The 26,156-nt window shown below is 63.6% G+C and carries 17 protein-coding genes; 14 read left to right on the top strand and 3 right to left on the bottom strand.

Annotated elements, in window-relative coordinates; translation table 11 throughout:
- Window position 1: 1 nt before the first annotated feature.
- From tssM (JG743_RS12170) to JG743_RS12145, 6 genes are read left to right on the top strand one after another with little or no spacing between them, the layout of a single operon-like run.
- Window positions 2-3,538, top strand: coding sequence for a type VI secretion system membrane subunit TssM (tssM, locus tag JG743_RS12170; protein ID WP_202300423.1), 3,537 nt, complete (start codon window positions 2-4; stop codon window positions 3,536-3,538).
- Window positions 3,520-4,065 carry a type VI secretion system-associated protein TagF gene (gene tagF / locus JG743_RS12165; protein WP_202300422.1) on the top strand — a complete coding sequence of 182 codons (546 nt, stop codon included), beginning with the start codon at window positions 3,520-3,522 and terminating at the stop codon, window positions 4,063-4,065. The genes tssM (JG743_RS12170) and tagF overlap by 19 nt, the downstream gene beginning before the upstream one ends.
- Entirely contained in the window at window positions 4,065-5,168 is a 1,104-nt protein-coding gene (locus JG743_RS12160) for a DUF2169 family type VI secretion system accessory protein (protein ID WP_202300421.1), read from the top strand. Before tagF ends, JG743_RS12160 begins: the two co-directional genes overlap by 1 nt.
- Entirely contained in the window at window positions 5,165-6,187 is a 1,023-nt protein-coding gene (locus JG743_RS12155; protein ID WP_202300420.1) for a 3-oxoacyl-ACP synthase, read from the top strand. The genes JG743_RS12160 and JG743_RS12155 overlap by 4 nt, the downstream gene beginning before the upstream one ends.
- Window positions 6,151-7,209, top strand: coding sequence for a PAAR-like domain-containing protein (locus tag JG743_RS12150; RefSeq protein WP_244673125.1), 1,059 nt, complete (start codon window positions 6,151-6,153; stop codon window positions 7,207-7,209). The genes JG743_RS12155 and JG743_RS12150 overlap by 37 nt, the downstream gene beginning before the upstream one ends.
- A gap of 12 nt (window positions 7,210-7,221) precedes the next feature.
- Window positions 7,222-8,085 carry a WD40/YVTN/BNR-like repeat-containing protein gene (locus JG743_RS12145; RefSeq protein ID WP_202300419.1) on the top strand — a complete coding sequence of 288 codons (864 nt, stop codon included), beginning with the start codon at window positions 7,222-7,224 and terminating at the stop codon, window positions 8,083-8,085.
- 58 nt (window positions 8,086-8,143) lie between these two features.
- On the opposite strand, the gene JG743_RS12140 is transcribed toward JG743_RS12145, so the two are convergent.
- The 3 genes from JG743_RS12140 to JG743_RS12130 are packed head-to-tail and all read right to left on the bottom strand — an operon-like array spanning window position 8,144 to window position 11,241.
- Entirely contained in the window at window positions 8,144-8,479 is a 336-nt protein-coding gene (locus tag JG743_RS12140) for a hypothetical protein (protein WP_202300418.1), read from the bottom strand.
- Window positions 8,479-8,904 carry a DUF6484 domain-containing protein gene (locus tag JG743_RS12135; protein ID WP_202300417.1) on the bottom strand — a complete coding sequence of 142 codons (426 nt, stop codon included), beginning with the start codon at window positions 8,902-8,904 and terminating at the stop codon, window positions 8,479-8,481. Before JG743_RS12135 ends, JG743_RS12140 begins: the two co-directional genes overlap by 1 nt.
- Window positions 8,905-8,913: 9 nt before the next feature.
- Window positions 8,914-11,241, bottom strand: a complete 2,328-nt coding sequence (locus JG743_RS12130) for a type VI secretion system Vgr family protein (protein ID WP_202300416.1) — start codon at window positions 11,239-11,241, stop codon at window positions 8,914-8,916.
- 256 nt (window positions 11,242-11,497) lie between these two features.
- Here JG743_RS12130 and tagH point away from each other — a divergent pair, with 256 nt between their 5' ends.
- From tagH to JG743_RS12090, 8 genes are all read left to right on the top strand, one after another.
- Window positions 11,498-12,568: a type VI secretion system-associated FHA domain protein TagH gene (gene tagH, locus JG743_RS12125; RefSeq protein ID WP_202300415.1), complete on the top strand. Its 1,071-nt coding sequence runs from the start codon at window positions 11,498-11,500 to the stop codon at window positions 12,566-12,568.
- 294 nt (window positions 12,569-12,862) lie between these two features.
- A complete protein-coding gene (gene tssL, locus JG743_RS12120) occupies window positions 12,863-14,368 on the top strand; it encodes a type VI secretion system protein TssL, long form (RefSeq protein WP_202300414.1) in 1,506 nt (501 codons plus the stop codon).
- A gap of 22 nt (window positions 14,369-14,390) precedes the next feature.
- Window positions 14,391-17,921, top strand: coding sequence for a type VI secretion system membrane subunit TssM (tssM, locus tag JG743_RS12115; protein ID WP_202300413.1), 3,531 nt, complete (start codon window positions 14,391-14,393; stop codon window positions 17,919-17,921).
- A 159-nt stretch (window positions 17,922-18,080) separates the two neighbouring features.
- A complete protein-coding gene (locus JG743_RS12110) occupies window positions 18,081-18,866 on the top strand; it encodes a PP2C family protein-serine/threonine phosphatase (RefSeq protein WP_202300412.1) in 786 nt (261 codons plus the stop codon).
- Entirely contained in the window at window positions 18,863-21,319 is a 2,457-nt protein-coding gene (locus JG743_RS12105) for a serine/threonine-protein kinase (RefSeq protein ID WP_202300411.1), read from the top strand. The genes JG743_RS12110 and JG743_RS12105 overlap by 4 nt, the downstream gene beginning before the upstream one ends.
- Window positions 21,320-21,330: 11 nt before the next feature.
- The gene (locus JG743_RS12100) at window positions 21,331-21,834 is read left to right on the top strand and encodes a DUF1036 domain-containing protein (RefSeq protein ID WP_202300410.1); all 504 of its coding nucleotides are present in this window, start codon (window positions 21,331-21,333) and stop codon (window positions 21,832-21,834) included.
- Window positions 21,831-24,248, top strand: coding sequence for a M23 family metallopeptidase (locus JG743_RS12095; protein ID WP_202300409.1), 2,418 nt, complete (start codon window positions 21,831-21,833; stop codon window positions 24,246-24,248). Before JG743_RS12100 ends, JG743_RS12095 begins: the two co-directional genes overlap by 4 nt.
- A 204-nt stretch (window positions 24,249-24,452) precedes the next feature.
- Complete coding sequence (locus tag JG743_RS12090; RefSeq protein ID WP_202300408.1) at window positions 24,453-26,087, top strand: caspase family protein; 1,635 nt, start codon at window positions 24,453-24,455, stop codon at window positions 26,085-26,087.
- The last annotated feature ends 69 nt before the right edge of the window (window positions 26,088-26,156 follow it).

Raw genomic sequence — 26,156 nt, 5'->3', positions numbered from 1 at the left:
GATGTTCATCTTTCGCTTCCTCTGGGCCGTGCTCACCTCGCGCTTCCTCTGGACGCTGATCGGCATCGCGCTACTGTCGCTGGTCATCTGGATCTTCGGCCCGATCGTCCAGGTTGGCCCCTATTCACCGTTCGATTCCGACAATGTGCGCATCGCCATGATCGCGGGGCTGATCATCCTGTGGCTGATCTGGCTGATCCTCGCCCAGCGCCGCGCGATCCGCGCCAACCGCATGTTCGTCGCCGAGATCGCGGCGCCAGCGGCGGAGAAGCAGCTTACCCCAGGCGAGGAGAACGTCGCCGCCGTCGGCGCGAAATTCGGCGAGGTGATGGCCGAGTTGAAGCGCCGCAAGCTCGGCGGGCGCAAGTTCCTGCGCGAGATGCCTTGGTACGTGATCGTCGGGCCGCCGGCCACCGGCAAGACCACAGCCTTGCGGCAGTCCGGGCTGAATTTTCCCATCGATCTCACCGACGACCTGCAGGGCGTTGGCGGCACCCGCAACTGCGACTGGTTCTTCTCCGAGAACGCAGTGCTGATCGACACCGCCGGCCGCTATGTCCAGCAGGAGAGCCAGCCTGACGTCGACGCGGCGGAATGGCTGGGCTTCCTCGACCTTCTGAAGAAGCATCGGGGCCGCCGCGCCCTCAACGGCGTGATCGTCGCGCTTTCGATCGACACGCTTTCGGAGGGCGACGAAGCCATCAAGGCGCATGGCCGCAAGATCCGCCGCCGGCTGGCCGAACTCAACGACCGGCTCGAAATCCGCCTTCCGGTCTACCTGATGCTGACCAAGGCCGATCTGATCAAGGGCTTCGAGGCATTCTTCGGCGGCCTGTCGACGGCATCGCGCGAACAGGTGTGGGGGACGACCTTCCCGCTCGATGCGCGCGTCGACGCCAAGACCGTCGAGCGCGAAATCACCACGCTGGCGACCGAGCTCGAGCGGCGCCTGGTGCCGCGCCTGGAGGACGAAGACAAGCTCGCCGCACGCGCCGAGATCTTCCGCTTCCCCGCCCAGCTCGCAAGCCTTTCCGAGCCGATCCAGGTGCTGATCGAGGCGATGTTCGGCGAAAGCCGCTACGAAGAGGCCGCCTGGCTGCGCGGCCTTTATCTGACGTCGGCGACGCAGGAAGGGGCGCCCATCGACCGGTTGACTGCAGCCCTTTCCTCATCGTTCGGGCTGCCTCCGCGCCGCGCCATGCCGGCGCCACGCGTCGAAAAGCGCAGCTTCTTCCTGAGGAACCTGCTGACTGAGGTCATCTTCAAGGAAGCCGGGCTCGGTACGTTCGACCCGCTGGCGCAACGCCGCCGCGCCTGGATCTGGCGTGGCGCGGCCACCGCATGCGCGGCGGCGGCCTTGCTGGCCGCCGGCCTGTTCACCTGGTCCTACTACGACAACCGCAATGCGATCGCCGCGCAGGCTGGCCAGTTCGAGGCGCTGCAGGACCCGCTGACCGCTGTCACCGCCGCCCCGGCGTCGGTGGAGCAGCCGGCCATCGATGGCGCGCTGGCCGCCATGGACGAAGTCACGAATGCGCGAACCGCGCCGCCGGACGCGCCGCATGACCTCCTGGGACCGTCGGCCTCGCCGGAACTGATGCGCGCGCAGGCGGACGCTTACGACCACGCGCTGCGCAACGTGCTCGAGCCGCACATGGTCGCGCTGCTCGAGGCGACCATGTGGCGGCAGATCCGCGACCCTGACTTCATGCTGGGGGCGCTGAAGACCTATCGCATGATGACCGGCCTGTCTCAGATGGACACCGACTTCGCCCAGAACTGGTGGGTCAACAGCCTGCCGGAATTCGCGCCGGCGCCGCCTTTCCCGAGCCCGGACGCGGAAGAGCACCAGTTGGCCGCGATCCGGCGCATGGCGGTCGATGACAGCTACATCGCTCCGGACAAGGAGCTGGTCGCCGAGGCGCTTAAAACGGTCTGCACGATCTCGTTGCCGGCGCGCGCCTACAAGCAATTGCTGGCCGATCCGGAAGTGGCCGCGGTGAAGGAATGGATCCCGGCCAATTTCGCCGGCCCCAACGGCGCCAAGGTGTTTGCCCGCCGCTCCGACAAGACGCTGCGCGTCGGCGTTGCCGGCGCCTTCACCTATGCCGGCTTCCACGATGCCATTCTCGACCGGGTCGAGGACGTCGCCGCCCAAGCGGCACTGGATCGGGCGGTGTTCGCTGGCGGTTGCTCGGAGAATTCCGAGACCTCCGTCTCGGCGCTGTCCGAGGACATCCTGAAGCTCTACTACGACGACTACATCGCGCAATGGGACAGCTTCCTGCGCGATATGAGGCTCGCGCCGTTGACCGACCTCAATGTCGCCAGCGAGAACCTCAAGGACCTTTCAAGCGCCGATTCCGCGCTGAAGCGTCTGCTGACGGCTGTGGTTCAGGAGACGGACCTCACCCGCTCCGATGAAGCACCGGCCGACGACAAGGCGGCGGCGAAGGGCGGCTCGAAACTGCTCGGCAAGCTCGGCAAGCTTGGCAAGGTCGTCAAGACCGGGGCAAAGCTGCTGCCGCGCGCGGGCTCCGCCGACAAGGTGGACCTTACCGGCAGCCTGGTGGCCGAACACTTCAAGCGGCTGAAGGGCGCGATCGCCGAGGTCGATGGCCAGCCGCCGGCGCTCGACGCGGCGGTGGTGGCCCTGACGGCGCTTTCCAATGTGCTGCAGACTGTCACCGCCAACCCCGATCCCCAGGATGCCATCAAGAAGCAGGGCGGCCTCGCCGAACTCACCGGAGCTGTCGCCAGGCAGGCGCAGATCCTGCCCGACCCGATCGACGACTGGCTCGGCGGCATCGCCGGCGACACCAGCGGCCTGACGCAAAAGGCCGTCACCAACGAACTCAACGCCATCTGGCGCGCCGATATCCTGCCGTTCTGCCAGGCGGCGCTCGACAACCGCTATCCGTTCAGCCCCGAGAGCGCGGTCGACGTCAATGTCCGCGACTTCGCCCGCCTGTTCGGACCGTCCGGCCTGATCGACGCCTTCATCAACGACCACCTGATCAGCTATGTCGACACCGCCAGCCAGCCATGGAAATGGCGCGCCGATTTCGGCCTCGACCCGTCGGCGCTGGCGGCGTTCGAACAGGCGAGGCACATCCGCGACGACCTGTTCCCCGGCGGCACCGGCCCAGTGATGAACTTCACGCTGGAGCCGAAGGACCTGTCACCCAACGTGACCCGCGTGACGCTCAATCTCGACGGCCAGAACCTCGTCTACTTCAACAACGCAACCAGGCCGCAGCCGATGACATGGCCCGGCAAGGACGGCACCGGCGTGATCTCGCTCGCCTTCCAGCCGGTCGACGGTTCGCCTGAGGTCATGCTCAACGAGACAGGCAGCTGGGCGTGGCTGCGAATGCTGCGCGGCGGCAAGTTCAACGGCACCTCGCTCACCGACGTCTACAGCCTGCGGCTCGGCACGAAAGGCATGTATGCCGATTTCGAACTCAAGGCCGCCAGCGTCGAGAACCCCTACACACTCGAAATGTTCAAGAAGTTCACATGTCCGCCGCAGATCTGAACGTGCCCGGCTTCTATGGCAAGATGCCCGCCACCGGCGACTTCGTGTCGCGGCGGCTGACGGGAGATTTCGTGCGCGTGTGGGACCGCTGGCTGGCGCAACACATCGTGCCGCTGTTTGGGCTTGAGACATGGCCGCGGAGCACGGCGCTGCGCTTTCTGGCGGGACCGGCTTCCTTCGGCGCCTCGGCGGGAATTGTGCTGCAGAGCGCCGATCGGGTCGGCCGGCGGTTCCCCTTGAGCATCGTGGCACAGCTGACCGAGGCGCCGCTCAAGCTCGCTTACGCCGACGCCTGGTTCGACGACATCGAAGAGGCAGCCTTCGCCGCGCAACGGGGCGAGCTGACACCCGATGTGCTCGATACGGTGTTGGCGTCCCTGCCTGCGCCGGGTGTCGAAGCGGACGACGGCGATGTCATCGACGAAATGGTGATGTGGACGTCGCGCACGGACATTTTCGATGTCGATGCGAAGGAACCGGGAAAGACGCTGGAGCAGATCTTCGCCGCCACCTGGGAGACCAGCTGATGCAGATCTGGAACCAGATGGGCTATCCGCACCAGTTCACCATGGGCATGGACAAGGCCGGCCATGAGTGGTTGGTCGTGGTGGTCAAAGGAACGTTCGATTTCCCCATGACGCCGGGCGGCCCGGTGCAGAAATCGGCGGAACAAGTGCCGCTAGTCATGGCCGACACGTACACCGGCGCGCCCGGCTATTCGGCTACTCTGTGGGAAACGGACTTCGCTTTCCGCAAGCCGCGCTGCGACGTGATTGCCAACGGCTTTGCCTACGCACCAGGTGGGCGTCCAGCGGAGCGCGTGCCGGTCGGCATCAAAGTGGGCAATTGGTCGAAGCTCTTTGAGGTCATCGGCCACCGCGAGTGGCGTGCCATCGGCCCGGTCTTTGCCGCCACGTCGCCGCAGCCCTTCCTGAAACTGCCCGTCTCCTATGACGTTGCCTGGGGTGGCGTCGACCGGCTGGACCCTGAGGACAAGCTTCCTGCCAGCTACAAATACAATCCCGTTGGTACCGGCTGGTCGCGGACCAGGAACCAGCGGCTCATACCCGGCCTGCGGTTGCCGAATACTCAGGCTGTCGGCGAAGAAATCCGGACGCCGTTCGGCGACTACAAGCCGATGAGCTTTGGTCCGATGGGCCGCAGTTGGCCGGGCCGCATCGAGTTTGGCGGCAGCTACGACGAAAATTGGACGAAGAACATATTCCCGTTCCTGCCGCCCGACTTCGATGAACGCTATTTCCAGATGGCGCCACCCGACCAGCAGATTGACCATCCTCGGGGCGGTGAGGAAGTGCAACTCGTCAATCTAACGCCAGAGGGACGAGTGAGCTTTCGCCTGCCACAGACAGCGTTACCGCTAACCCTGTTCAAGGAGCGGGACAGAGTGTTTGACGGAAGCATATCTCCCGACACCGTTTTGTTCGATCCAGAGAACCGTCGCTTTTTGCTGGTCTGGCGGGCCTGGCAACGCGTCCGGCGCACAATCCTCGATTTTACCGAATGTTGGATAGGGCCGCCAACCGAATCCATGCTGCGCGCGCGCGCCGCCGGCCGAGCTTACATGCGCGTCACGGCCGCGACTAACCTAGCGACGGAGGAAGAGGCTTGACCGCTTCGATCGACATCCAGTCCGTAGGCATGGTCACAGCCGTCGGCCTAAACGCTCCATCGTCCTGCGCTGCGATGCGCGCCCGGCTCGACGGCTTTCAAGAAACCCGATTCATTGGCCCCAACGGCGATTGGCTGATCGGCGCGCCGATCCCGTTGCCGCGCAATTGGATCGGCGAAAGGCGCGTCGCCCACCTCGTCGCCGGTGCAATCTGCGAAGCCTTCGAGAAGGTTCCCGAGGCGCGAGGCCGGACAGCGCTGATCTTGTGTCTGGCTGAGGAAGATCGTCCCGGCCGCCCGGTCAGCGATGCGTCGAGCCTGCTTCGCCGCATCGCCGAAATTGCCGAAGTTGAGCCATATGGACGCGCACGCATCGTGGCGCATGGCCGGCCTTCCGGGCATGTCGCGCTCAGCCATGCTCGCAAGCTCCTTTCATCGGACACGGTGCCCTATGTGATGATCGCTGGTGTCGACAGTTATCTGACAGCAGGCGCGGTCGCGAACTATCTCGGAGACGACCGCCTTCTGACGCCCGACAATCCGAACGGATTCATCCCAGGAGAGGCGGCAGGAGCCGTTCTTTGCCGCCGCGCCACGGCACCCGGCTTCCATCTCTTCGGGCTCGGGCTCGCGAAGGATCCGTCATCAATCTACAACGCTGAGGATCTGCCGTTGCGCGGGGACGGCATGACCACCGCGTACCAAATGGCGTTAGACGAAACTGGCATCGAAATGAATCGACTTGGCTATCGGATTTCCGATCTGATCGGTGAGCAGTACTGGTTCAAACAGAGCGCGTTGGCGAGCCTGCGCCTAGTGCGCGGGCGGCACGAATTCCAAGATATCTGGTCACCGGCGGAGTCACTCGGCAATGTCGGCGCTGCGGTCGTACCATTGATGATTGGAATGGCATTCACTGCAGCGAACAAAGGTTATGCTGCCGGAAATCCAGTCCTGATTGAGGCATCCAACGATGCCGGCGCATGCGGCGCAGCCGTAATGGCTGCGAGGGCGGCGTGATGTCGAACGTATTCGCCAACGGGCTCGAGATTTCTGGCAAGTCGGTGAACGCCCGAACGATCGCCGCTTTCCCGGATACCTGCTTCACCCCTCCAGAAAATCCTGCCACCCCCCCCGGCGTGCCTGTCCCCTACCCAAGTTTCGGATTTGCTTCCGACAGCGAGAACGGAACTGGAACGGTTAAAATTGGCGGCGAGACCGTAAACATTAAGAACAAGTCTGATTTGTCCAAAACATCTGGAACAGAGGCTGGGTGCGCCGCAAAGAAAGGGATAATAACTTCGAAAAATACCGGCAAGGGATACTTTAATTCTTGGTCAAATAACGTGAAATTCGATGGCGAGCCGGTTATTAGGCATACTGATCTGGCTACGAACAATCATGCTTCCCCGCAGGGAAACACGGTTACATGGCCACACGTGGCAACACTCAAATCCGGAAGATACAACTGTGAGCAGGTCCTGAACGATCTGAACATCCACCTACACAAGCACGAGGATAACCCGTGCGGCACCATGAGCCACAACGGGCAGCAGTTGCAGTCTGAGCATATGTGCATGAACGCCTTTTTTCAGAACAATCGTTCAGCAGATACTTCAATCAAAGGTTTTGAAAAGTATAGCAGTAAGGGCGCACCGTGCATTTGCATGCAAGGTCCAGGTCATGCGAATCCGAATAGCACGCACGGCAAGAAAACGACGGCCCAGTTTGCTCTGGTGGCCGAGTTGAAGGCATCAGATACGCAGCCAACGCTTGGCAAGGTTATCGATACCGAAATGGAGAGCATCAAGGCAAACCATGAAAATCTCCAACCGAAGCCCGGTGACAAGAAGCACAATGCCAAGGTCAAGGCAGCGCTAGATTGCCTAAAGCAGGTTGTCGAGAACTATTTTGAGTGGGTAACAGGAAAGAACAAGAAAGACATGCGCGATACCGAGTGCCGCATGCCTCAACCCAGCACCGATTTCCCGGCACCTCCGAGCGGAGTCCGGCTGCCGGGTACCGTAACAACCTTCTCATAGGAGCAACCTGTCATGGCTCAATCGCTGACAAATCCGGGAGAGTACATCAGTTGTCTGAAGGTGGAGGGAAGGGGAGCGGCGGATGCTTTTGTTCTCATCGTAACGACGAATGAGGAACGCACTTTCTACATCTCTCGAATCTTCTTCTACCCAGATTTTCCGACCCGAGAGGGGACGATCTCCGTTTCACTTGATACTTGGTTGGTAGACTTCACAGTCGCCACGGATGGTACGATCGTATCCATCGCCGCGGACGGGGTGGTTTGGAGTACTCGAAATGGAGAAACGACACAGACTAAGCTCTCACAATACCCTCTAACCAAGATATGCGGACCACTCGATAGCCTGATAGCCACAGTAGGATCCCACGGCCGTGTCTTCCGCCAAGATGGCGATGCCTGGGTCGACCTGAAATACCCTGAGGATCACAATCTCCACGACGTGACGGCGCTCTCGCACGACGATATCTACGTGTGCGGCGCAGGCGGCGTTTTTGCGCATTATAACGGACGCGGTTGGACACAAATCGATCTATCCACGAATCGAAACCTGCACACGGTGACCCATAACGCTGGTGGCCAAGTCGTTGTCGCGGGAAATGCAGGATCGATCTATGTCGGATCGATAACCGCCGGTTTTGAGGGAACCTTAGCGCAGGAAGTCGATATTCACGGCTCCTGCGTCTACCGTGGACGCTTCGTCCTAGCCTCTCCCGGGTATGGCTTGTTCGCTCTTGATGGAACAACGGTGTCTGAGTTCCAGAAAGGCTTCGCCCCTTTCCGGATAAGAGCAAACGATAAGTACCTTCTTGCAGCTGAGGATGCGCGCGTTGTGCTCTATGACGGAGCTGTTTGGCGGGTCATGGAGGTTTTCTAAGCGATCGGCCAAGCCGCACGGTGATATATCGGCAAAATCCTGGCGTTTAGCGCCGGCATCAACGCAATTCCGACGCTAGGTAGGCCCGCGTCTTTTCCAAATCGAGGTCCACAATGCGAGGTGCCTCTTTCACGGAAAGCATCCGTACAACGAACAACTCTCCCGCCTCGGGGAACTCGGCGTAACGTTCCATTGCAATCTTCCGACCTTGATCACCAGCTATGCGCAACCCGTCAAGATGCGCCTCAAGCCGTTCTACGAGGCGAGCGAGCCGCTCCACGTCCATGTCCGGGTTTGCATCCGGATGCAAAAGGTGGTGATCGTAAACCGTCCACAGGAAAGCCGCCATTTCGGCATGCTGTCGGACTATTTCATGGATGACGGGGGCGGGCATCAATTGAGGTTGATCGAACCACCGCGAATGCGATTGGCGGCACTGGCGTGGCTTGTGAGATAAGTGCCGCGAATTGTGATGTGGCCGTCCTTTTCCATGATAATCGTCGCCTTCCCGCAACGAAGCTCGATGCGCTCGTCGCTGGTGATCCGTACCTGTTCTCCGTCGCGAACCGTTTGCGGTGTCGAACCGCGACGTGCCGGCTCGACGATCCGTCCGACGATGAGCGGCCGACCAGGATCGCCGTCCTGAAATAGCAAAGCAACCTCGGAACCGATCATGTCCGACGTAAGTTCGGCAAGGCTACGCGCCGGGATTGCTGTCTCCTGCAGATTTCCGGGAAAGACAACAAGCGGGGCATCCTTGCCGAAGCCCAAGAATATGCCAATCACAACTCCTTCAATGCGCTCTTTTGTAGTCGTCATCGCACGTCCTCAGTTCTGTTTTATTTCCGAGCCCTTCATTGTGATGTCACTCGATGCCTTGGCGTTGATCTTGCCCGACGCGTTCACCGAAATGTCCTTGCCCTCGATCGAAATCGTGCCATCCTTCTTCATCGAGATCGCCGCCGAGCCACATTTGATCACGATCGAGTCGCCTGCCTCGATCAGCAAATCCTTGCCGATTTTGATAAGCCCATCCTCGCCCACCTCAACCGCACTGCCTTTGGCAATCTTGAGCGCCCGGGAGCCCCCAACCTCGGTCGCGTCATCCTTGGCAATCTTGGCAGAGCGCCCAGCCCCGATGTCTGTTCCCTGATCCTTCGCGATCTTAATTGTCTGGCCGGCGCCTATCTGGACGCTCTGCGCAGCCGCAATGTTCCAGCTATCCGAGGCACCGATATCGTGGCTCTGCGCCGCTCCGACGGTCATGCTCCTCGACGCCCCGATCGTGTTCGTCTGCACCGCTCCGACGCTTCTCGTCTCAGCCGCCCCCACCGTATCGATGCGCGCTGCACCCACGGTCACCGTCTGAACGATCCCAACCGTCTGCGAATGGTTGGCGTCGATATTCTCCGTCGAATTCGACACGACATGGATGGTCTCGTTGGCCATCACCGTCAGCGAGCGGTCCTTGCCCACAGTCTCCGTATCGTTGCTACCGATGTTCGTCGTCTGGTCGACACCGACCTTGACCGTCTTGTTGTTGCCGACGTCCTCGTCGAGGTTGTGGCCGACGGAGTGCTTGGCGTCGTGGTCGATGCGGTCGGACTGGTCGTGCTGCACCAGCTTGTTGCGATCATTCTTGATCAGCAGGTTGTGGTCCTTCTGGGCCTGGAAATTGACGAGCTCCGAGCCCGCCTTGTCCTCGAACATCAGCTCGTTGTAGCCACCGCCGCCCTTCGAGGAGTTAGATTTCCAGCCCGATTGCGTCGCGTTGCCCGGCAGCCCGTAAGGCGGCATCTGCGAGGCGTTGTAGACCCGGCCGGTGATGATCGGCAGGTCGGGGTCGCCGTCGAGAAAATCGACGATGACCTCCTGGCCGATGCGCGGGATCTGGATGAAGCCCCAGCCGCTGCCGGCCCAGGTTTGCGAGACACGCACAAAACAGGAGCTGTTTTCGTTCTTCTTGCCCAGCCGGTCCCAGTGGAACTGCACCTTCACCCGTGCATATTTGTCGGTGAAGATCTCCTCGCCCGAAGGGCCGACCACCGTTGCCGTCTGCGGCCCGCGCATGATCGGCCGCGGCGTGATCCGCGGCGGACGGTAGTGCAAGGAAGTCGGCGCGACGCCGAGCACGATTTTGAAGTTCTCGGCATGGGCCTCGTTCTGGGTTCTGTAGCCTGGATCGAACAGCCTGTATTCGGCGCTGATCACCAGATATTCCTGGTTCTGGTCGTCGCGCGGAAAGCTTTCCAGCTTGAAAGTGCAGCCGGAATGGAGGCCGCGCACGGTTCCGGCAGCCGCGCTACGCTGGTGCAAGGCCTGGAGTTCCTCGCGCCGGATCCCGGCAAGACTGTCGCCTCGCCCGGTGTCGAGATGCGCGCCGCGATGCCGGTAGTTCTCGCCCGAGGCCTCCTTGTGGCCGAACGGCTGGGCGGACTTGGCCATCAGGTCGGCGCCCGGCTTCTCGAAATCATAGTCGGTGTGGGCATAGGCGCCGGGCCGCACCTCGCTGCCCGGGACCCATTCGGTGATGTATTCGACATCACGCCGCGAACCCTGGCCCTCGAACTGATAGAGGACTTTTTCGTAGCCAGGTGCCGGCTTCAGCTTGCTCATCGCATCGCAGAGCACGAGCGTGTGTTTGCCCTCATCGTACTCAAAGAAATAGAAGATGCCCTCGTGCTCGAGCAGCCGCTGCACGAAATCCAGGTCGCTCTCGTCATACTGCACGCAGTATTCGCGCGAGGGATAGGACCCTTGCAGCCGCTTCTCGAATTTCGCCGTACCGTATTTCGAGAAGATCTTCTCGACGATTTCGACGGCGGTCATGTTCTGGAAGATGCGGCAGTCGGTGGTGTTGCCGAGGAACCAGAGCCAAGGCCTGATGACCGATTCATAGTAGGCCAGCCGGTCCTCGATGCGGGTAAGCCGGAACTCCGACACCAGGCCGCTGAACCAGCGTTTCGGATCGGATTCGCCTTCGACTGAAACGGGGCCGCCGAGCATCTTCAACGGATCGACATTGTGGTCGGTGCTGACGAACCCAACCGTATAGGCGAAGCAGCGGCTGATCTCATCGCGCCCGACAAGATGGGTGAATGTCAACAGCTCGGCGCCTAACGGCGTCTGCACAACCGTGGCACGTTCGTTCGGCATGGGTCGTGCCCCTCCAGGACGCGGCCGCCAGTGTGACGGATTTGACGTTTCCCCTATGTTAACCGCATCACGTTCGGGGACTTCCCGGATTGCCACACTAGGCTTCGTTCAGCCTACCATATGTTTTCCCGCCAACCAAAAGGAACCAAGGGCGGGGAAACCTTCTGCGGAGGCGGTTGTAAGAGGCTGCTGTCGTGTTGTCCTCGCAAGCTGCTAGAATGGCGAAGTATCGATCAGCGGTCGGCGGCACTTTCATATGTTCATCAGTCTGCAGATCAACAATGTCGAGGCCGCGCCCGCGGGTCTGCCGCTCGGTTACGGTTCGCGCGACCGCAGCTTTGAAATCGGCCGCGAAAATTGCGACTGGACCCTGCCCGACCCTGACAAGTTCATTTCCGGCCGGCACTGCGAAGTCCGCTATGAGGCGGGCGCGTTCTGGCTGCACGACGTTTCGCGCAACGGCACCTTCATCAACGGGTCCAGCCAGCGCCTGGCCGGGCCGCATCGCCTCGGTCATGGCGACCGGCTGCTGATCGGCCGCTATGTCATCTCGGTGACCGTCGACGACGAGCGCGGCGCGACAGGTCACCCCCAACCGAGATCCGGTTCGACGCAACGCGAATTGCCAGCGCCGACGGGCGGCCCCGCGAAATTCAGCAACGAGCCGTTCTTCGGTTCGCGCGAGCAACGCCAGGCGCCGGCGCCGAAGTCTTCCCTGCTGCAGGCAGCCGCGCCGCCTTCGGCCGCACAGCGCCCCGGCGCGGACGAATTGCTCCGGGATATCGCGCGGGCGGCCGGCATCTCGCCGGACCTGCTTCAATCGCGCGACCCGCATGAGGTTGCCGCCGAGATCGGCGCTGTCTTGCGCACGACGGTCGAGCAATTGGCCTTGCTGCTGAAGGCGCGCGCGGCCGCCAAGATCCTGGCAAAGAGCACGCACCGCACGATGATCAGCGCGGCGGACAACAACCCCCTCAAATTCGTGCCGGGAACAGACGATATCCTGGAAATCATGTTCGCGCGGCGCAGGGCCGGCTATTTGGACGCCAGGCACAGTGTCGAAGACGCCTTCCGCGATCTCAAGACACACGAATTCGCCACCTATGCGGCCATGCAGGCCGCGCTCTCCCGGCTGCTTGACGACCTGTCACCCGAGGCGATCGGCAGGAAGCTTCCGCCCACCTCGTTCAGTTCGAAGAAAAGCCAGGCCTGGGATGCCTTCGTGGCGACCTGGCGAACCATGGAGGAAGCCCACGAAAACGGCATGCTGGATATCTTCCTGGCCTATTTCAGCGAAGCCTACGCCAAGGCCGACAAGCAGAAATAGGCTGTAAATCCGGTGTGATAGCCGGGAAGCCGGCCAAGAAAAGTCGCCTCGACACCGCGCATCCGGTTCCAATCGGCGGCTTCTGAGATTACGATCACATACGACAGTTCGCCAAGCGGGTACGGCTCAATGACCTAGGGGTCTGCGGCAAATGTCATGTTACGGCGGGATCGCGTTCTGTAACCAAGTTTCCTCCGGACACCCCCAGCGTCGGCAGGGCCCATATTCTTTGCCCCTGACAGCCCCCCGTTTTGCATTCCGCCAGGGCTGCCAGGCGCGGACGGAAGACCCGCGATGAGCTCGAAAGACGATCCTTTCGGCTCCGCCGGCAAGACCGTCATTCGCGCCAATCCACGGCGCGGGCAAAAGTCGGCGCCGTCACCTCCGGGATCCGCGGACGGCGGGCAATCCGTGCCCGTCAGGGATTCGACGGTGTTCGACCCCCAGGGCGGCCGCCACACGCCGCCGGGCTGGGCATCCGGAACGGTCATCTATCAAGACGCGGCAGCCGATGCCGGCGCCTTCGAGGCGGCGCACCCGCTCGCGCTGGAACAGGAGGTCCTGCTCGGCGCGGCCGGCAGCGTCACCTACCCCACGGCAAACCCGATCGTCGCGGCCGCCGCGCCCTTGCTGGTGCTGCTCGGCCAGCTCAGGCTTATCCCGGTCGAAAGACGTGCCGAACCGCTGGCCGGGCATATCGCCGAGGCGATCGAAAGCTTCGATCGGTCGCTGCAGAAGTCGGGCATTGCCGAAGAGGACGCGCGGATCGCCAAGTTTGCCCTTTGCGAAACCGCTGACGATCTCGTCGGCAACCTGCCCTGGCCCGAGGGGGACGGCTGGGCGGGGCATGGCATGCTGTCGCGGTTCTTTCATATTAAGTCCACCGGCGCCGGCTTCTATGAAGCGCTGAACAAGCTGCTGGCCGAGCCGGAAGCGCATTACGATCTGCTCGAGCTGATGCATGCCTGCCTGTCGCTGGGGTTTGAAGGTCAGTATCGCGGCCTCGCGCGCCAGGACAGCAATCTCGAACGTGTCCGACGCGACGTCTTCGACACGCTGCGCTACTTCAGGGCGCGGCCCGACGACGACATTTCACCCCGCTGGCAGGGGTTGGCGGCGACAATGGCGCGACCGTCGGCGCGGCTGCCGCTCTGGGCCGTCGCGGCTATCGCCTCGGGCCTCCTGACGGCGGCCTTCTTTGCCTTGCGCGTCTTCATCACCAATGAGGGTGACGCCGTCGCCGGCGAGCTTCTGGCGCTCAATCCATCGACGCCGGTCACAATCGCGCGCGCCGGGGTGGCCCCCTCGGCCGAGCCGGCGAAAGTCGCGCCTCCCCCAACTCCCGTCGAGCTCACCCAGATCAACCGCATCCGTGCCGCGCTGGCCAAGGATCTGGCGCGCGGCGGGCTGGCGGTGGGCACGCAAGGCAGCTTCATCGTGGTGGAAATAAACAATGCCCTGACGTTCGAACCCGGCAAGGCCGAGTTGAAGCCGGAGTTCCAGTTGGTTGCCGCGGACATCGCCGCGGCTCTCGACGCCGAACCGGGGCCGATCAGGATCGTCGGTCATACGGACAACGCAAAACCGCGCAAATCGAGCGCGTTCAAGTCCAATTTCGACCTCTCCGTCGCCCGCGCCAAAGCCGTCGCGACGATGATGGCGCCCGGGTTCAAGGATCCGTCGCGGATCACCACCGACGGCAAGGGCGAAGACGAGCCGATCGCCGACAACGCGACCCCGGAAGGCCGTGCCACGAACCGCCGCGTCGATGTGATGATCCCCAAGGAGGAGACATTATGAGCGCGGCCCGCCGGAAGCGCCCATGACGCATTGGCTGCTGCGCATACTCAACGCCGTCGCCCTGGCCGGTTTCGCGGCAGCCGTCTGGTTTGCCGGACCACTGATCCGCTATGCCGATACGCGCCCGTTGGGGCCGGTCTGGTTGCGCGCCGCGATCATCGGCGTGGTCCTGGCCGCGGCGGCGCTCTTCTACGCGGTCCGGTTCTGGCAAAGGCGAAAGGCGCAAAAGGCGCTTGAAGCCGCGATCGTGCGCAACGACGCCGACAATGACGATTCGCAGGTGCTCGAGGCCCGCATGAGCGAGGCCATCGCCACGCTCAAACGCTCGAGCGGCAAGCGCAATTTCCTCTACGAGATCCCCTGGTACGTCATCATCGGCCCGCCCGGCGCGGGCAAGACCACCGCGCTGGTCAACTCCGGCCTGAAGTTTCCGCTTGCCGGTTCCGGCACCGCGCAGCCGGTGGCCGGCATTGGCGGGACGCGATCCTGCGACTGGTGGTTCACCGACGAAGCCGTGCTGATCGACACCGCCGGACGCTACACGACACAGGATTCCGATCAGTCGCGCGACAGGAAGAGTTGGCTCGCCTTCCTGTCGCTGCTCAAGAAATACCGCGCCAGGCAGCCGATCAACGGCGTCATCCTGGCTGTCAGCCTCGCCGATCTCATGAGCTTCGACGATCGGCAGCTTGACGCCCATGTCGCCGAGATACGCAGTCGCCTGCGCGAAACCTATGAAACGCTCAAGATCCAGTTTCCGGTCTACCTGCTGTTCACCAAGGCCGACCTCGTCTCCGGTTTCATGGACTACTTCGGTGGCTTCGACGAGGCGCGCAGGCGCAAGGTATGGGGCGCGACCTTCCAGACCACCGACCGCAACAAGAACATGGCCGGCGAGGCTCCAGCCGAATTCGACGCGCTGGCCGGGCGCCTGGCGGACGAGATGGCCGACCGGCTCCAGGAAGAGCAGGATCCGGTCGCGCGCATATCCATCTTCGGCTTTCCGGCCCAGTTCGGCGCATTGCGGAGCCGGGTTACCGGTTTTATCACCAGCCTGTTCGACATCTCCCGCAGCGAGGTGAATGTCAGCCTGCGCGGCCTCTATTTCTCTTCGGGCACCCAGGAAGGAACGCCGATCGACCAGGTGCTGGGCGCGATCGGGCGCAGCTTCGGCAGCAGCTCCCAGGCCCACCTTTCTGGCACCGGCAAGAGCTTCTTCCTCCACGATCTTCTGGCAGACGTCATCTTCGCCGAGGCCGGCTGGGTTTCATACGACAGGACGGCCGAGAGGCGCGCCGCGATCGCCAGATATGGCGGCATCGGCGCGATCGTCCTGGCCGCAGCGATCGCCCTGGGCGCGCTGGGGCTGAGCTTCACGGCCAACAGATCGCTGCTCGCCGCAACGACGCAGGCGATGAGCCAGTACCGCCAGGCGGCGGAACCGCTGCTCGAAAGCACCGAGGTCGCCGATGTCGACCTCGAAAACGTGATTGGCCCGCTCGACCAGCTGCGCAACCTGCCGGCCGGATTTGAGACCGGCGACGCGCCGACGCCGATCGAGGAGACAATCGGCCTGAGCCAGCGCGAACGGCTTCTTTCGGCGGCCAGGACGGCCTACCGGCAAGCGCTGGAGCGAAGCTTCCGCTCGCGCCTGCTGCTGCAGGCCGAGCGCACGATCCAGGCCAGGATGGCCGATCCGGCCGCGCTCTATGAACCGCTGAAGATCTACCTGATGCTCGGCGGCAAGGCGCCCAAGGTCGACGACGAGCTGATCGTCTCCTGGATGCGGCAGGACTGGGAGCAGAACCGCTATCCCGGCGAAAACAATCGCGAAGGACGAGTTCAGCTCGAAAAACATCTGCGCGCCATGCTGGCGCTGGACGACGCTTATGACCCGGTTTTCGAGCTCGACCAGCCGCTTGTCGAAGCCGCCCAACGCTCGCTCGGACGCATGAGCCTGGCCGACCGCGCCACGGCCCTTATCAAGTCGGCCGTCTATGCGGCCGCCTTGAGCGATTTTTCAGTTTCTGTCAAAGCAGGCCCTGAAGCGCCGCTGCTGTTCGAGCGTATCGACGGCAGCGATCTCTTGGGACTTCGCATTCCCGGCATCTACACCCACGCCGGCTTCAACGATTTCTACCTCCCACAACTCTCACGCATCGCACAGATGCTTGTCGACGACCGATGGGTTCTCGCCGGTGGCGGCGAGCAGGGCGGCATCGATCAGGAACTGCCCAAGCTCGGTCCCGAACTTCTCGATCGCTATGCCAAGGAGTTTGCCGCGGCGTGGAACGGCGTTCTCGACCAGCTGCGGTTCAAGGCGATGCTGAAGGACAAGCCGCAATACATCGCGCTTTCAGCCGCCGCCTCGCCAAACTCACCGATCGATCAGCTGTTCAACGCGATTGCCGATGAGACTGCCCTGACCCGGCAAGGCCAGCCCCTCGATGTCCAGGCAGGCACGGCCGAGCGGCCGGACGCCGCAGGTATCGCCAAGGGTCTGGCCCGCATCGGCCTCCAGATGGCCGCCGGCAAGTCGCAGAGCCGCGCCGGCTCGACGGGCGCGCAGGGCCCCGGCGCCAACGTCGAGGCGCAGTTCAGGTCATTCCAGGCCCTGGTGAGCGGTCCCGCCGGACGCCGTCCGATCGACGCGCTGACGCAGAACTTCCGCGACATCTACCAGAGCCTGAAGCTGGCGGCGGACGTTCCCTCTGAGACGGAGCGCGTCAACACCAACCTGCAGCTGCAGGTCTCGACGCTGCGCGCCAACGTCTCGCGCCTGCCCAAGCCGCTTGCCCGGATGGTCAACGCGGCCGCCGACGAGTTCGAGGGCAACGTCGCCGAGACCTCGGTGGCGAATTTGAACCAGTTGCTCGACCAGACGGTGACGCAGCCCTGCGAGGAGATGGTCAACGGCCGCTATCCTTTCGCCGGCGATAGCACGCAGGATATCGCGATGGCGGACTTCGCCAAGCTGTTCGCCCCCGGTGGATTGATGGATCGGTTCTTCGCGCAAAATCTCGCATCCATGATCGACATGACCGGCCAGGACTGGAGCTGGAAACAGGACCAGCGCTTCGGTCGCGACCTCTCGAAAGCCACGTTGAAGACCTTCCAGTCGGCAGCGGAAATCCGCGCCGCTTTCTTTCCTTCGGGCGGTTCGGTGCCGTTGGTCAGCATCACCTTCACGCCCTTTTCGTTGCATGGCGATGCCGACAGCGCGGTGCTCGACGTCGATGGCCAGACAGTTCAAAGCAGCCAGACTGGCAACGCGCCCAGCACACTGAGCTGGCCGAGCGGCGCGGCTTCCGGCTCCGCCAGCCTCAGCCTTGCGCCGGAAATGCCCGGCCGGGAATCCGCCATCAAGTTCGACGGTCCGTGGGCGCTGAAACGGCTGATGGACAAGGCCTCCGTCAGCGGCGGCGAAGGCAATCTGGAAGCCCGCTTCGTGATCGGCGGACGCGACGTTGCCTATACGGTCCAGAGCAACTCCGATCCCAACCCGCTGTTCCTTTCGGCGCTTGCCGGGTTCAGTTGTCCGAAGGCATTCTGAGATGATTTTTCGGCTCTCCGCCACGTCAGCGACAACCCAGGCCGACCGGCGCGCCGGCCCTAATTTCGATACTCTAATGTTCGCGCCTGTGGCAGAGTGGCGCGAGCGGCGGCCCGAGGGCGCGCGGCGAAGGACGCTTGAGAAGCGCTTGGTGGCAAATTGAACACCGTCGCCCCCCTTCCCTTTGAAAGCTTCGGCGTCAGCCATAAAGGCTGCGTGCGCGACCACAATGAAGACAACTATCTGGTCGAGCCGCGAACAGGCCTGTGGGTGGTGGCCGACGGCATGGGCGGGCATGATGCCGGCGAGGTGGCGTCAGCAAGCATCATCGATCACCTGGCGACGATCGGCATCGCAAGCTCCGCACCGGACCTTCGCGCCCGCTTCGAGGACAGGCTGAGCCGGGCCAATGCCGAAATCCGCAGGATATCCGAAACCCGCGGCATAACCATCGGCTCCACCTTCGCCGCCCTGCTGGTGATGGACGGACGGTTTGCCTGCCTGTGGGCAGGCGACAGCCGCGTGTATCTTGTCCGCAATGCCTCGATCTCGCAGATCTCAAGAGACCACACCGAAGTCCAGGAGCTCCTCGACCGAGGCGTGATCAGCGCCGCCGAAGCGCTCACCTGGCCGCGCCGCAACGTCATCACCCACGCGGTCGGCGTCAGCGACGAGATCGTGATCGACTACCAGCAGGGCGAGACCATGCCGGGAGACGTTTTCGTGCTGAACACCGACGGGCTGACGGCGCATGTCAGCGACGCGGAGATCGAGGCGGCGGTGTTGTCCGCCGCGCCTCGGGCGGCGTGCGAAAAGCTGCTGGAAACGGTCCTGGCGCGCGGCGGAACCGACAATGTGACCGTCATTCTCGTCAAGATCGGCGACCGCCGCAACGGCCAGGCGCCCCGTCCGCATCCGCCCACGGCCGAGGGTCGAGACCGATGAGCGCCGACGACAAGACGCGCATCTCGCCAAGCCTTACCAACACCGGCGTGGGCACGCAACTCAGCGGCATCTACGAGCTTGACGAGCGGATCGCGTCCGGCGGGATGGGCGAAGTCTATCGCGGCCACAACATCCAGACCGGCGACCACGTCGCCATCAAGATCGTGCTGCCGGAATTTGCCCGCGACCAGACGATCCTGTCTTTGTTCCGCAAGGAAGCGTCGATCCTCAATCACCTGTCGCACGACGCGGTCGTGCGCTACCACGTCTTCACGATCGATCCCGGCATCGGGCGTCCGTACCTGGCGATGGAATTCGTCGACGGCGAGTCGCTGTTCGATATCATGCGGCGTGGCGCCATGCCCGTGGCGGACGTGCGCAAGCTCTGCCATCGTCTCGCCTCCGGCCTGAGCGCCGTGCATCAGGCGGGAGCGATTCATCGCGACCTTTCCCCGGACAACATCATCCTGCCGGGGGGCCGGGTCGACCATGCAAAGATCATCGATTTCGGCATCGCGCGTTCGGCCGCCGTCGGCGGGGAAACGCTGATCGGCGGCAGGTTCGCGGGAAAGTACAACTACGTTTCCCCCGAACAGCTGGGGCTTTACGGAGCCGAGGTCAGCGAGCAGTCAGACATCTACAGCATGGGATTGGTGCTGGCCGCCGCCTTGCGCGGCAAGCCGATCGACATGAGCGGCTCCCAGCTCGAAATCGTGGAAAAGCGCCGATCGGTCCCGGACCTTTCCGACATCGATGCCGATTTCCGCGAGATTATCGAGGCGATGCTGCAACCGGACCCGCAGCACCGGCCGACCAGCATGGCAGAGATCGCCAGGATGACCCGCGACGCCGACGAGGATACTAGGCCGCCGGCATCCGCCATGCCGCGCGACAGGTCGGACCTGCATCGCACCGCCGCGCCCCCGGCTCCGGGGAAGTTGCAAGCCCAGCCTTCGACAACTCCCGACGGCCAACGCTTTGTTCCGCATCAGCGCCCCGCGCACCTTGCCGAACCGCGCCCTCGGGCGGCGGCCACCGCTGCCCGCGCGGCCGTGCCCGACGCTTCCCGGAAAGCTGGGAGGACCGGCACCATCGCGATCGCCGCCGTGGCGGCGCTGGCTGTGGTATCGGCAGCTGGTATCTATTTCAGCGGCATCCTGACGCCACCAGTGCCGCCAGCCGGCAAAACGACGCTTTCTCCCTCGAAAACACCGAAGCCGGCACCGACCGAGAGCGCCTCCAAGTCACCCGGCAACGAACCGGCAACGGAGCCGTCCCAAACACCAAGAACAGAGGCAGGCCAACCTCCGGCTGAGAAGCCGGTGCAGCCCACCGCGGCTCCGGTCGAAAAACAGCCGGAAGCCGCGTCCGGGCAGAAGCCGGCGCCAGCGCAGCCGGCCGAACCCGTCCCGCCGGTCGAGGAGGCACCAAAGCCGCCGAGAGCCGAGGCGCAAGCGCCCGCCGAAAAGGCTCCGGCGGCAGGTCAGCCGCAGCCAAGCGACAGCCAGCAGACGGCCGCGCCGCTCCCCAAAATCGCTCCTGCTTCGCCGCCGGAAGCGATAACTCCGGTCTCGCCGCCGGTCGAAAAAGCGCCGGCGCCCGTCAAACCGGATGTCGCGGAGATACCGAAGCCCAAGCAACCGGCCAACGAACCGGCCGAGCCGAAGGCAGCCGACAAGGCACCCGATGAAGCGGCCACTCCGCCGCAAGCGACAACCACGACAAGCCCGCAGCCTGAGCCGCCCGTCGCCAAGCAGCCGAATGAGACTGTCGTCTTGAATGTGCCCAAGCCCCAGGCTCCGCCGGCGGCTCCCGCCGACGAGACCGCGCAGCGCGCTTCCTGGGTCAACGACTTCAGCGGCGGCGACTGTTTCTATGCGACCATGACATCGGCAACCGACAATGCCGTCGCGATCGAGGGATTTGGCACTGCCGTCCAGCCGTTCGAGCGCATGATGTCCGACTTCCAGGCGCGGTTCCAGGTCGAGCCGGATATCAGCGTGCGCCTCATTGAGCCCGCCCAGTGCGAGGTCACCAATTTTCTGCATCGTCTCGGCCACACCGGTGCCGACGAGCCGCGGCTCGTCCTCGATCGGACATTGGTGCCGAACGGCACGCCGATCGGCGGCACGCTGGTGACGCGTGGCGGCCTCATCTCCAACGTGCTCCTGATCGACCACCGAGGCATGGTCTTCAACCTCGATGACCGCATCGTCGCGCAACCAGGCAAGGCGACCTTCAACATCCCGATCGGGCTCGGTGCCGCCGACAAAGCCGACGGCAAGGTGCTGCCGCAGATCATCCTGGTGATCACCGGCCCACGGGATGTCAAGGCCGCCGTCTTCTCCACGCCAACCCAGGCCTCGGCGCTGCTGCCCAGGATCCTCAACGAGATCGAGGCCGACAGATCCGACTACTCCGCCACCGCCAAATATTTTCGGCTCGGCGGGTAGCATGGACGCCGATGTCGAGCCGCCCGCGTTCCTCAATCCTGGCCGCCACCCTGGCACGCAAACCGCGTAATCGGGCGCTGCCGCCGCGCGGCCTGATCGGCCGGATCCAGCTTGCCGCGATCCCGGTCGCGGCATTGCTGACGATCCTGTCGATCGGCCACGCCCGCGCGGAGTTCACGGTCTGCAATCAGACGCTCGACGTCGTCAATCTTGCCGTCGGCCAGAAAGTCGACAATGCCGACCAGACCGACGGCTGGTGGACCATCGGCGCCAACCAGTGCGTTAACGTCATTCGCGAGGAGCTGACCAACCGCTACATCTACATCTATGCGACGGACGTGTTCGGCCACGCGATCCTGAACGGCTCGACCGAAATGTGCATTGACCGGCGCCGCTTCTCGATACGCGGCATCGACGAATGCTGGCAGCGCGGACACATCGCCGCGCGGTTTGTCGAAGTCGACACGCTCGAACAGGTGCGCTGGACATTCTTCCTGACCGGGAACAGCCCGTGACGCACAGTATCGACACGAGCTTCAAGCGGAAAAGGGAGGCGCGCCTGGCGTTGCGCAGGCGCAAGCTCTGGCGCTGGTTCGGTATCGGTCTTGCGGCGATCGTCCTGGCTGCGGCCGCCACGGGTTTCTATCTTACCGCCGACTATTGGTCGTTCGGCGATGAGGACGAGGAATTGCAGGCCGTCGAGGGCACGGAGGATGTTCCGGCCGACGCGTCGGTCTATGTGCCCGCCATCATCGATCTTGCCGGGGACCCGATGTGGATCACCCTTGCCCCCGATGCCGACACCTCGGCGAAAGGCCATCCGGTCGCGCGACCGGCGGAGCTAGACCAGGCCGGGATCTCGCCGCAGATCGAGGTCCTGTCCGACGTGATGCTCAGCGCCAGCGAAAAGTTCATGACCACGATCCCCTCGACGCAGGAGGATTTCGCCTTCTTCCAGGCGCAGCGGCAAACCCCTGCGAAGCCCGCGGCGGCCGAACCCGATCAGCAAGCCGTCCCACCCGCGCCGGCTGCAACCGACGACCAGCAAGGCGACCTGGGCAACGACCTCCAGCAGGCGCCCGACGACAGCGAAGCGCCTGACGGTCCGGCCAAGGCAGATGCCGACGATCCCGAGGCCGGCTGGGGCGAGACCGTCGATCAGGGCGAAGCCGCCCTTCCCGCCTTCAAGAAAACCGAGATCGAGAACAATACGACCGTCGCGACCGTCGCCAGCGAGTACCAGCGCTTCGAGGCGACTGAAGACACGTTCGTGAAGATCCTCAACGACCGCAACCTGGACAGCGTCGTGCTCGACGCGCATTTCTCGGCCGACGATGCGAAGCTCGCCGGCGAGGCGCTGAAGGCGCTGTTCAACCGGGAAAGCCTGGAGCCGGGCTATGTCGTGGCCATGCGTGGCTTCAGGCCGACGCGCGACGCGACGACAATGTCGCTCATGCAGGTTTCGATCTACGCCAGGAACGTCTATGTCGGCACGCTGACGCGCAACGCCGGGGGAGCGTTCGTGTCGGGCGTCGACCCGTGGGTCCGCGAGGACCTGTTCAACTATTCAGGCGCATCCGACGAGGGCGGGCCCAAGCGCCAGTATCGCCTGCTCGACGCGATCTATTCGACGGCCGCACGCAACAAGGTTCCGACCAGCGTGATCGGCGAGGCGATCATGTATCTGTCGCGGGGGCAGGATCTCGACGCCTTCGCCAGCGAAGACCAGCGCCTGGTCCTGATCTATTCGCAAACCCCTCGCGGCCAAAGCGAGATCTCCGGACGGGTCCTCTATGTCGGCGTGCAGGGCACACAGAAGAGCCTCGACTGTTTCGTTTTCCAGCAAAGCGACGGCCAGTTTGCGTGCGTCACCGGCAATGACGAGGTTCGTTCGCTGGCCGTGACCAACGGCATGGTCACCCCGGTGAGCGGGGTCATGACTTCGACCTTCGGCCCGCGCAAGCACCCGATCCTCGGCACGGTCCGGATCCACAAGGGCGTCGACTGGGCTGCTCCGGTCGGCACACCGATCATGGCCGCCTTCGATGGCGAGATCACCTTCCAGGGCGATGGCGGCAGCTATGGCAACCTGGTGAAGATCTCGCATCCCAACGGGCGCGAGACGCGTTACGCGCATATGCAGAAATTCGCCATCGCGAGCGGCGTCGGCACCAAGGTCAAGGCCGGCGACGTCATCGGCTATATCGGCACCACCGGGCTTTCGACCGGCCCGCATCTGCATTTCGAGCTCTACCAGAGTGGCGAGGCGATCGATCCGTTGGGAACGGTCACCAAGGTTGCCAGCTACGCTTCTGGCGGTTCTGGCGGTTCCGGCGATGCTGCCGTCGAGACGCTGACAGACCGCATCGTCCATGTCGAAAGCGGCGGCAGCGCGCGGGCCAAGAACCCGCTTTCCTCGGCGACCGGCGCCGGCCAGTTCATCACCAAGACCTGGATCCGGATGATGAACACGTACAGGCCCGATCTCGCCCGATCGCTGTCGACCGCCGACCTGCTCGCGCTTCGCTACGACGCCACGCTGTCGCGCGAGATGGTGCGCAACCTGGCGCGCGAGGGCGAGGCCTACCTTCGTGCCCGCGGACATCAGATCACCGCCGGGCGGCTCTATCTGTGCCATTTCCTTGGCATGGAAGGTGCGGCCCAGGTGCTGGCGGCGCCGGGCTCGGCGCAGTTGAGCGCGGTGCTCGGATCGGCCGTCATCCAGGCCAACCCGTTCCTGACCGGCAAGACGGCAAGCTACGTCATGGACTGGGCGGAACGGAAAATGGGGCAGAAGGTCCCCCGGATCGCCACCGACGCGGGCCAGCAGTCGACGACCACGACCGAGATCCGGCAGACGTCACCGGAATTCGAAAAGTACAAGCAGGCCCTCACCGCCCTCATCAGCTCGGTTCAGAACACTCTTTGAAGCACCCTCAACCGGTGGGTTCGTTGGTGTTGCCGCTACCAGGTGCTACTATCGACGAACTTTTTTGGGCCCTTTGTGAACCAAAACTGTGGCTGGGATCACAGACGCCCAGAAGCCATTTTGGCAGAAGCGACTTGTGTCGCCGATGAATTTTAGCATGCGCAGACACCACCAGCGCGCCCCTTGGGGGCGGAGGGCTGACCCATGAAAGCGTTCGCCGTCTTTCTGAGCGGATTTATCCTGTTTGTCCTGGCCTCGCTTGGCGCCCAGGCCGCCGCGCCCGTCGGCGCCGCACCCGACGCCAAACGCGTCGCGCTGGTGATCGGCAACAGCAAATACGTCCATGCCGTCGCCTTGCCCAATCCCGCCAATGACGCACAGCTCATTGCATCGACGCTGCGCAACGCCGGCTTCGAGGTCATCGAAGGCCTGGACCAGGACAATGCCGGCATGCACAGCCTCATCAGCCGGTTTACCGAGCAATCCTACGACGCCGACCTCGCCGTCATCTACTATGCCGGCCATGGCATGCAGGTGGACGGCAAGAATTTCCTCATTCCGGTCGATGCCGAGCTGACGTCGCCCGCCTATCTCAAGACCCGCACCATCCAGATCGACGAGTTCATGTCGGCGCTGCCGCCCGAGCCGGCGGTCGGCGTCATCATCCTCGACGCCTGCCGCGACAATCCGCTGGCAAGGACGCTTGCCGCCGCGTTGCCGAAGAGCCGTTCGCTGGGGGCCGGACTGGCGCCGGTCGAGGCCAGATCGGACGGCGTCGGCACCGGCGGCATCCTGATTGCCTACGCAACCGATCCCGGCGCCATCGCTTTCGACGGCAACGGCGTCAACAGTCCCTATTCGACCGCGCTCGCCAGGCACCTGACCGAGCCGGGTGTCGAGATCCAGAGCGCGCTGACGCGCGTGCGCGGCGAAGTGACCGAGACCACGCAAGGCCGGCAGCGCCCCTGGCACAATGCGTCGCTGGGACGCGAGGTCTTCATGGGAAAACCTGTCGTGGCGACGCCCGCGGCAAAACCCGCAGCCGAGGCACCCGATGCCGCGGCCACTTCGGCCCCCGCCCTGGTGGTTGGCGAAGCTCCGTCGTGGGAAGTCGAGCAGCGCCTGTGGGACGAGGCCTCGAAGAAGAATTCCATTCCGTTCTACGAGGCCTATCTCGAACAGTTCCCGAACGGCCGTTTCGCCACGGTGGCGAAGCTGAACATCGACGAGTTGCAGGACCCGAAAGCCGAAGACAAGCAGGTTGCGGCCCTCGATACGGACGAGGCGAACGCCAATTCCGGCTCCACGGTGCGCACGTCCGTCGGCATTTCGGACGAAATGAAGCAGGCGCTGGGCAGCGAACTGACGGAAAGCGCTATCGGTCTCGATCGCGAGGGGCGCATCGATCTGCAGTTGCGCATCGAGGCCCTCGGCAACGAGCTTGGCAGCGTCGACGGGAACATGGGGCCCAAGACCCGCCAGGCGATCGGCGACTGGCAAGAGAAGAACGGCCTGCCGCCGACCGGCTTCCTGACGCGGGAGCAACTGGCCTTCCTGGTGGTCCAGACGGACCCGATGATGGAGGCCGTGCGCGCCAGACACGCCGCCGACCAGGCCCGCGCGACGACGCCGAAGAAGCAGGTGGTGCAGAAGGCCCGCGTACCAAAGCCGACGGTTCAGAAACAGCGCAAGCAGCAGCAGGTCGTCCAGAAAAGACAGCGCAACCGCGAGACGGTGGTCCGGCAGGAGGAGCCGCCGCCTCAGGACAACAACGACTTCCTGACCAAGGCGCTGATCTTCGGCACCGGCGTGGCGGTGGGCGGCGTGCTCAACAAGTGACGGCCGGAACCCGGCTTGCCGCAAAGGGCGCTTGCCGACACAAATGAGGGCGGCGCGTGTGCGCTGCCG

The organism is Mesorhizobium sp. 131-2-1 (assembly GCF_016756535.1).
Lineage (GTDB): Bacteria > Pseudomonadota > Alphaproteobacteria > Rhizobiales > Rhizobiaceae > Mesorhizobium.
This window is presented reverse-complemented; position numbering and strand designations above follow the sequence as displayed.

Excerpts from the sequence above, each read along its gene's own strand:
- JG743_RS12100 (WP_202300410.1), top strand. The coding sequence starts at position 21,331 with ATGTCGAGCCGCCCGCGTTCCTCAATCCTGGCCGCCACCCTGGCACGC.
- tssM (WP_202300413.1), top strand. The coding sequence starts at position 14,391 with ATGACGCATTGGCTGCTGCGCATACTCAACGCCGTCGCCCTGGCCGGT.
- JG743_RS12140 (WP_202300418.1), bottom strand. The coding sequence starts at position 8,479 with ATGCCCGCCCCCGTCATCCATGAAATAGTCCGACAGCATGCCGAAATG.
- tagF (WP_202300422.1), top strand. The coding sequence starts at position 3,520 with ATGTCCGCCGCAGATCTGAACGTGCCCGGCTTCTATGGCAAGATGCCC.
- tagH (WP_202300415.1), top strand. The coding sequence starts at position 11,498 with ATGTTCATCAGTCTGCAGATCAACAATGTCGAGGCCGCGCCCGCGGGT.
- JG743_RS12090 (WP_202300408.1), top strand. The coding sequence starts at position 24,453 with ATGAAAGCGTTCGCCGTCTTTCTGAGCGGATTTATCCTGTTTGTCCTG.
- JG743_RS12150 (WP_244673125.1), top strand. The coding sequence starts at position 6,151 with ATGCGGCGCAGCCGTAATGGCTGCGAGGGCGGCGTGATGTCGAACGTA.
- tssM (WP_202300423.1), top strand. The coding sequence starts at position 2 with ATGTTCATCTTTCGCTTCCTCTGGGCCGTGCTCACCTCGCGCTTCCTC.
- JG743_RS12105 (WP_202300411.1), top strand. The coding sequence starts at position 18,863 with ATGAGCGCCGACGACAAGACGCGCATCTCGCCAAGCCTTACCAACACC.
- JG743_RS12145 (WP_202300419.1), top strand. The coding sequence starts at position 7,222 with ATGGCTCAATCGCTGACAAATCCGGGAGAGTACATCAGTTGTCTGAAG.
- JG743_RS12135 (WP_202300417.1), bottom strand. The coding sequence starts at position 8,904 with ATGACGACTACAAAAGAGCGCATTGAAGGAGTTGTGATTGGCATATTC.
- JG743_RS12160 (WP_202300421.1), top strand. The coding sequence starts at position 4,065 with ATGCAGATCTGGAACCAGATGGGCTATCCGCACCAGTTCACCATGGGC.
- tssL (WP_202300414.1), top strand. The coding sequence starts at position 12,863 with ATGAGCTCGAAAGACGATCCTTTCGGCTCCGCCGGCAAGACCGTCATT.
- JG743_RS12130 (WP_202300416.1), bottom strand. The coding sequence starts at position 11,241 with ATGCCGAACGAACGTGCCACGGTTGTGCAGACGCCGTTAGGCGCCGAG.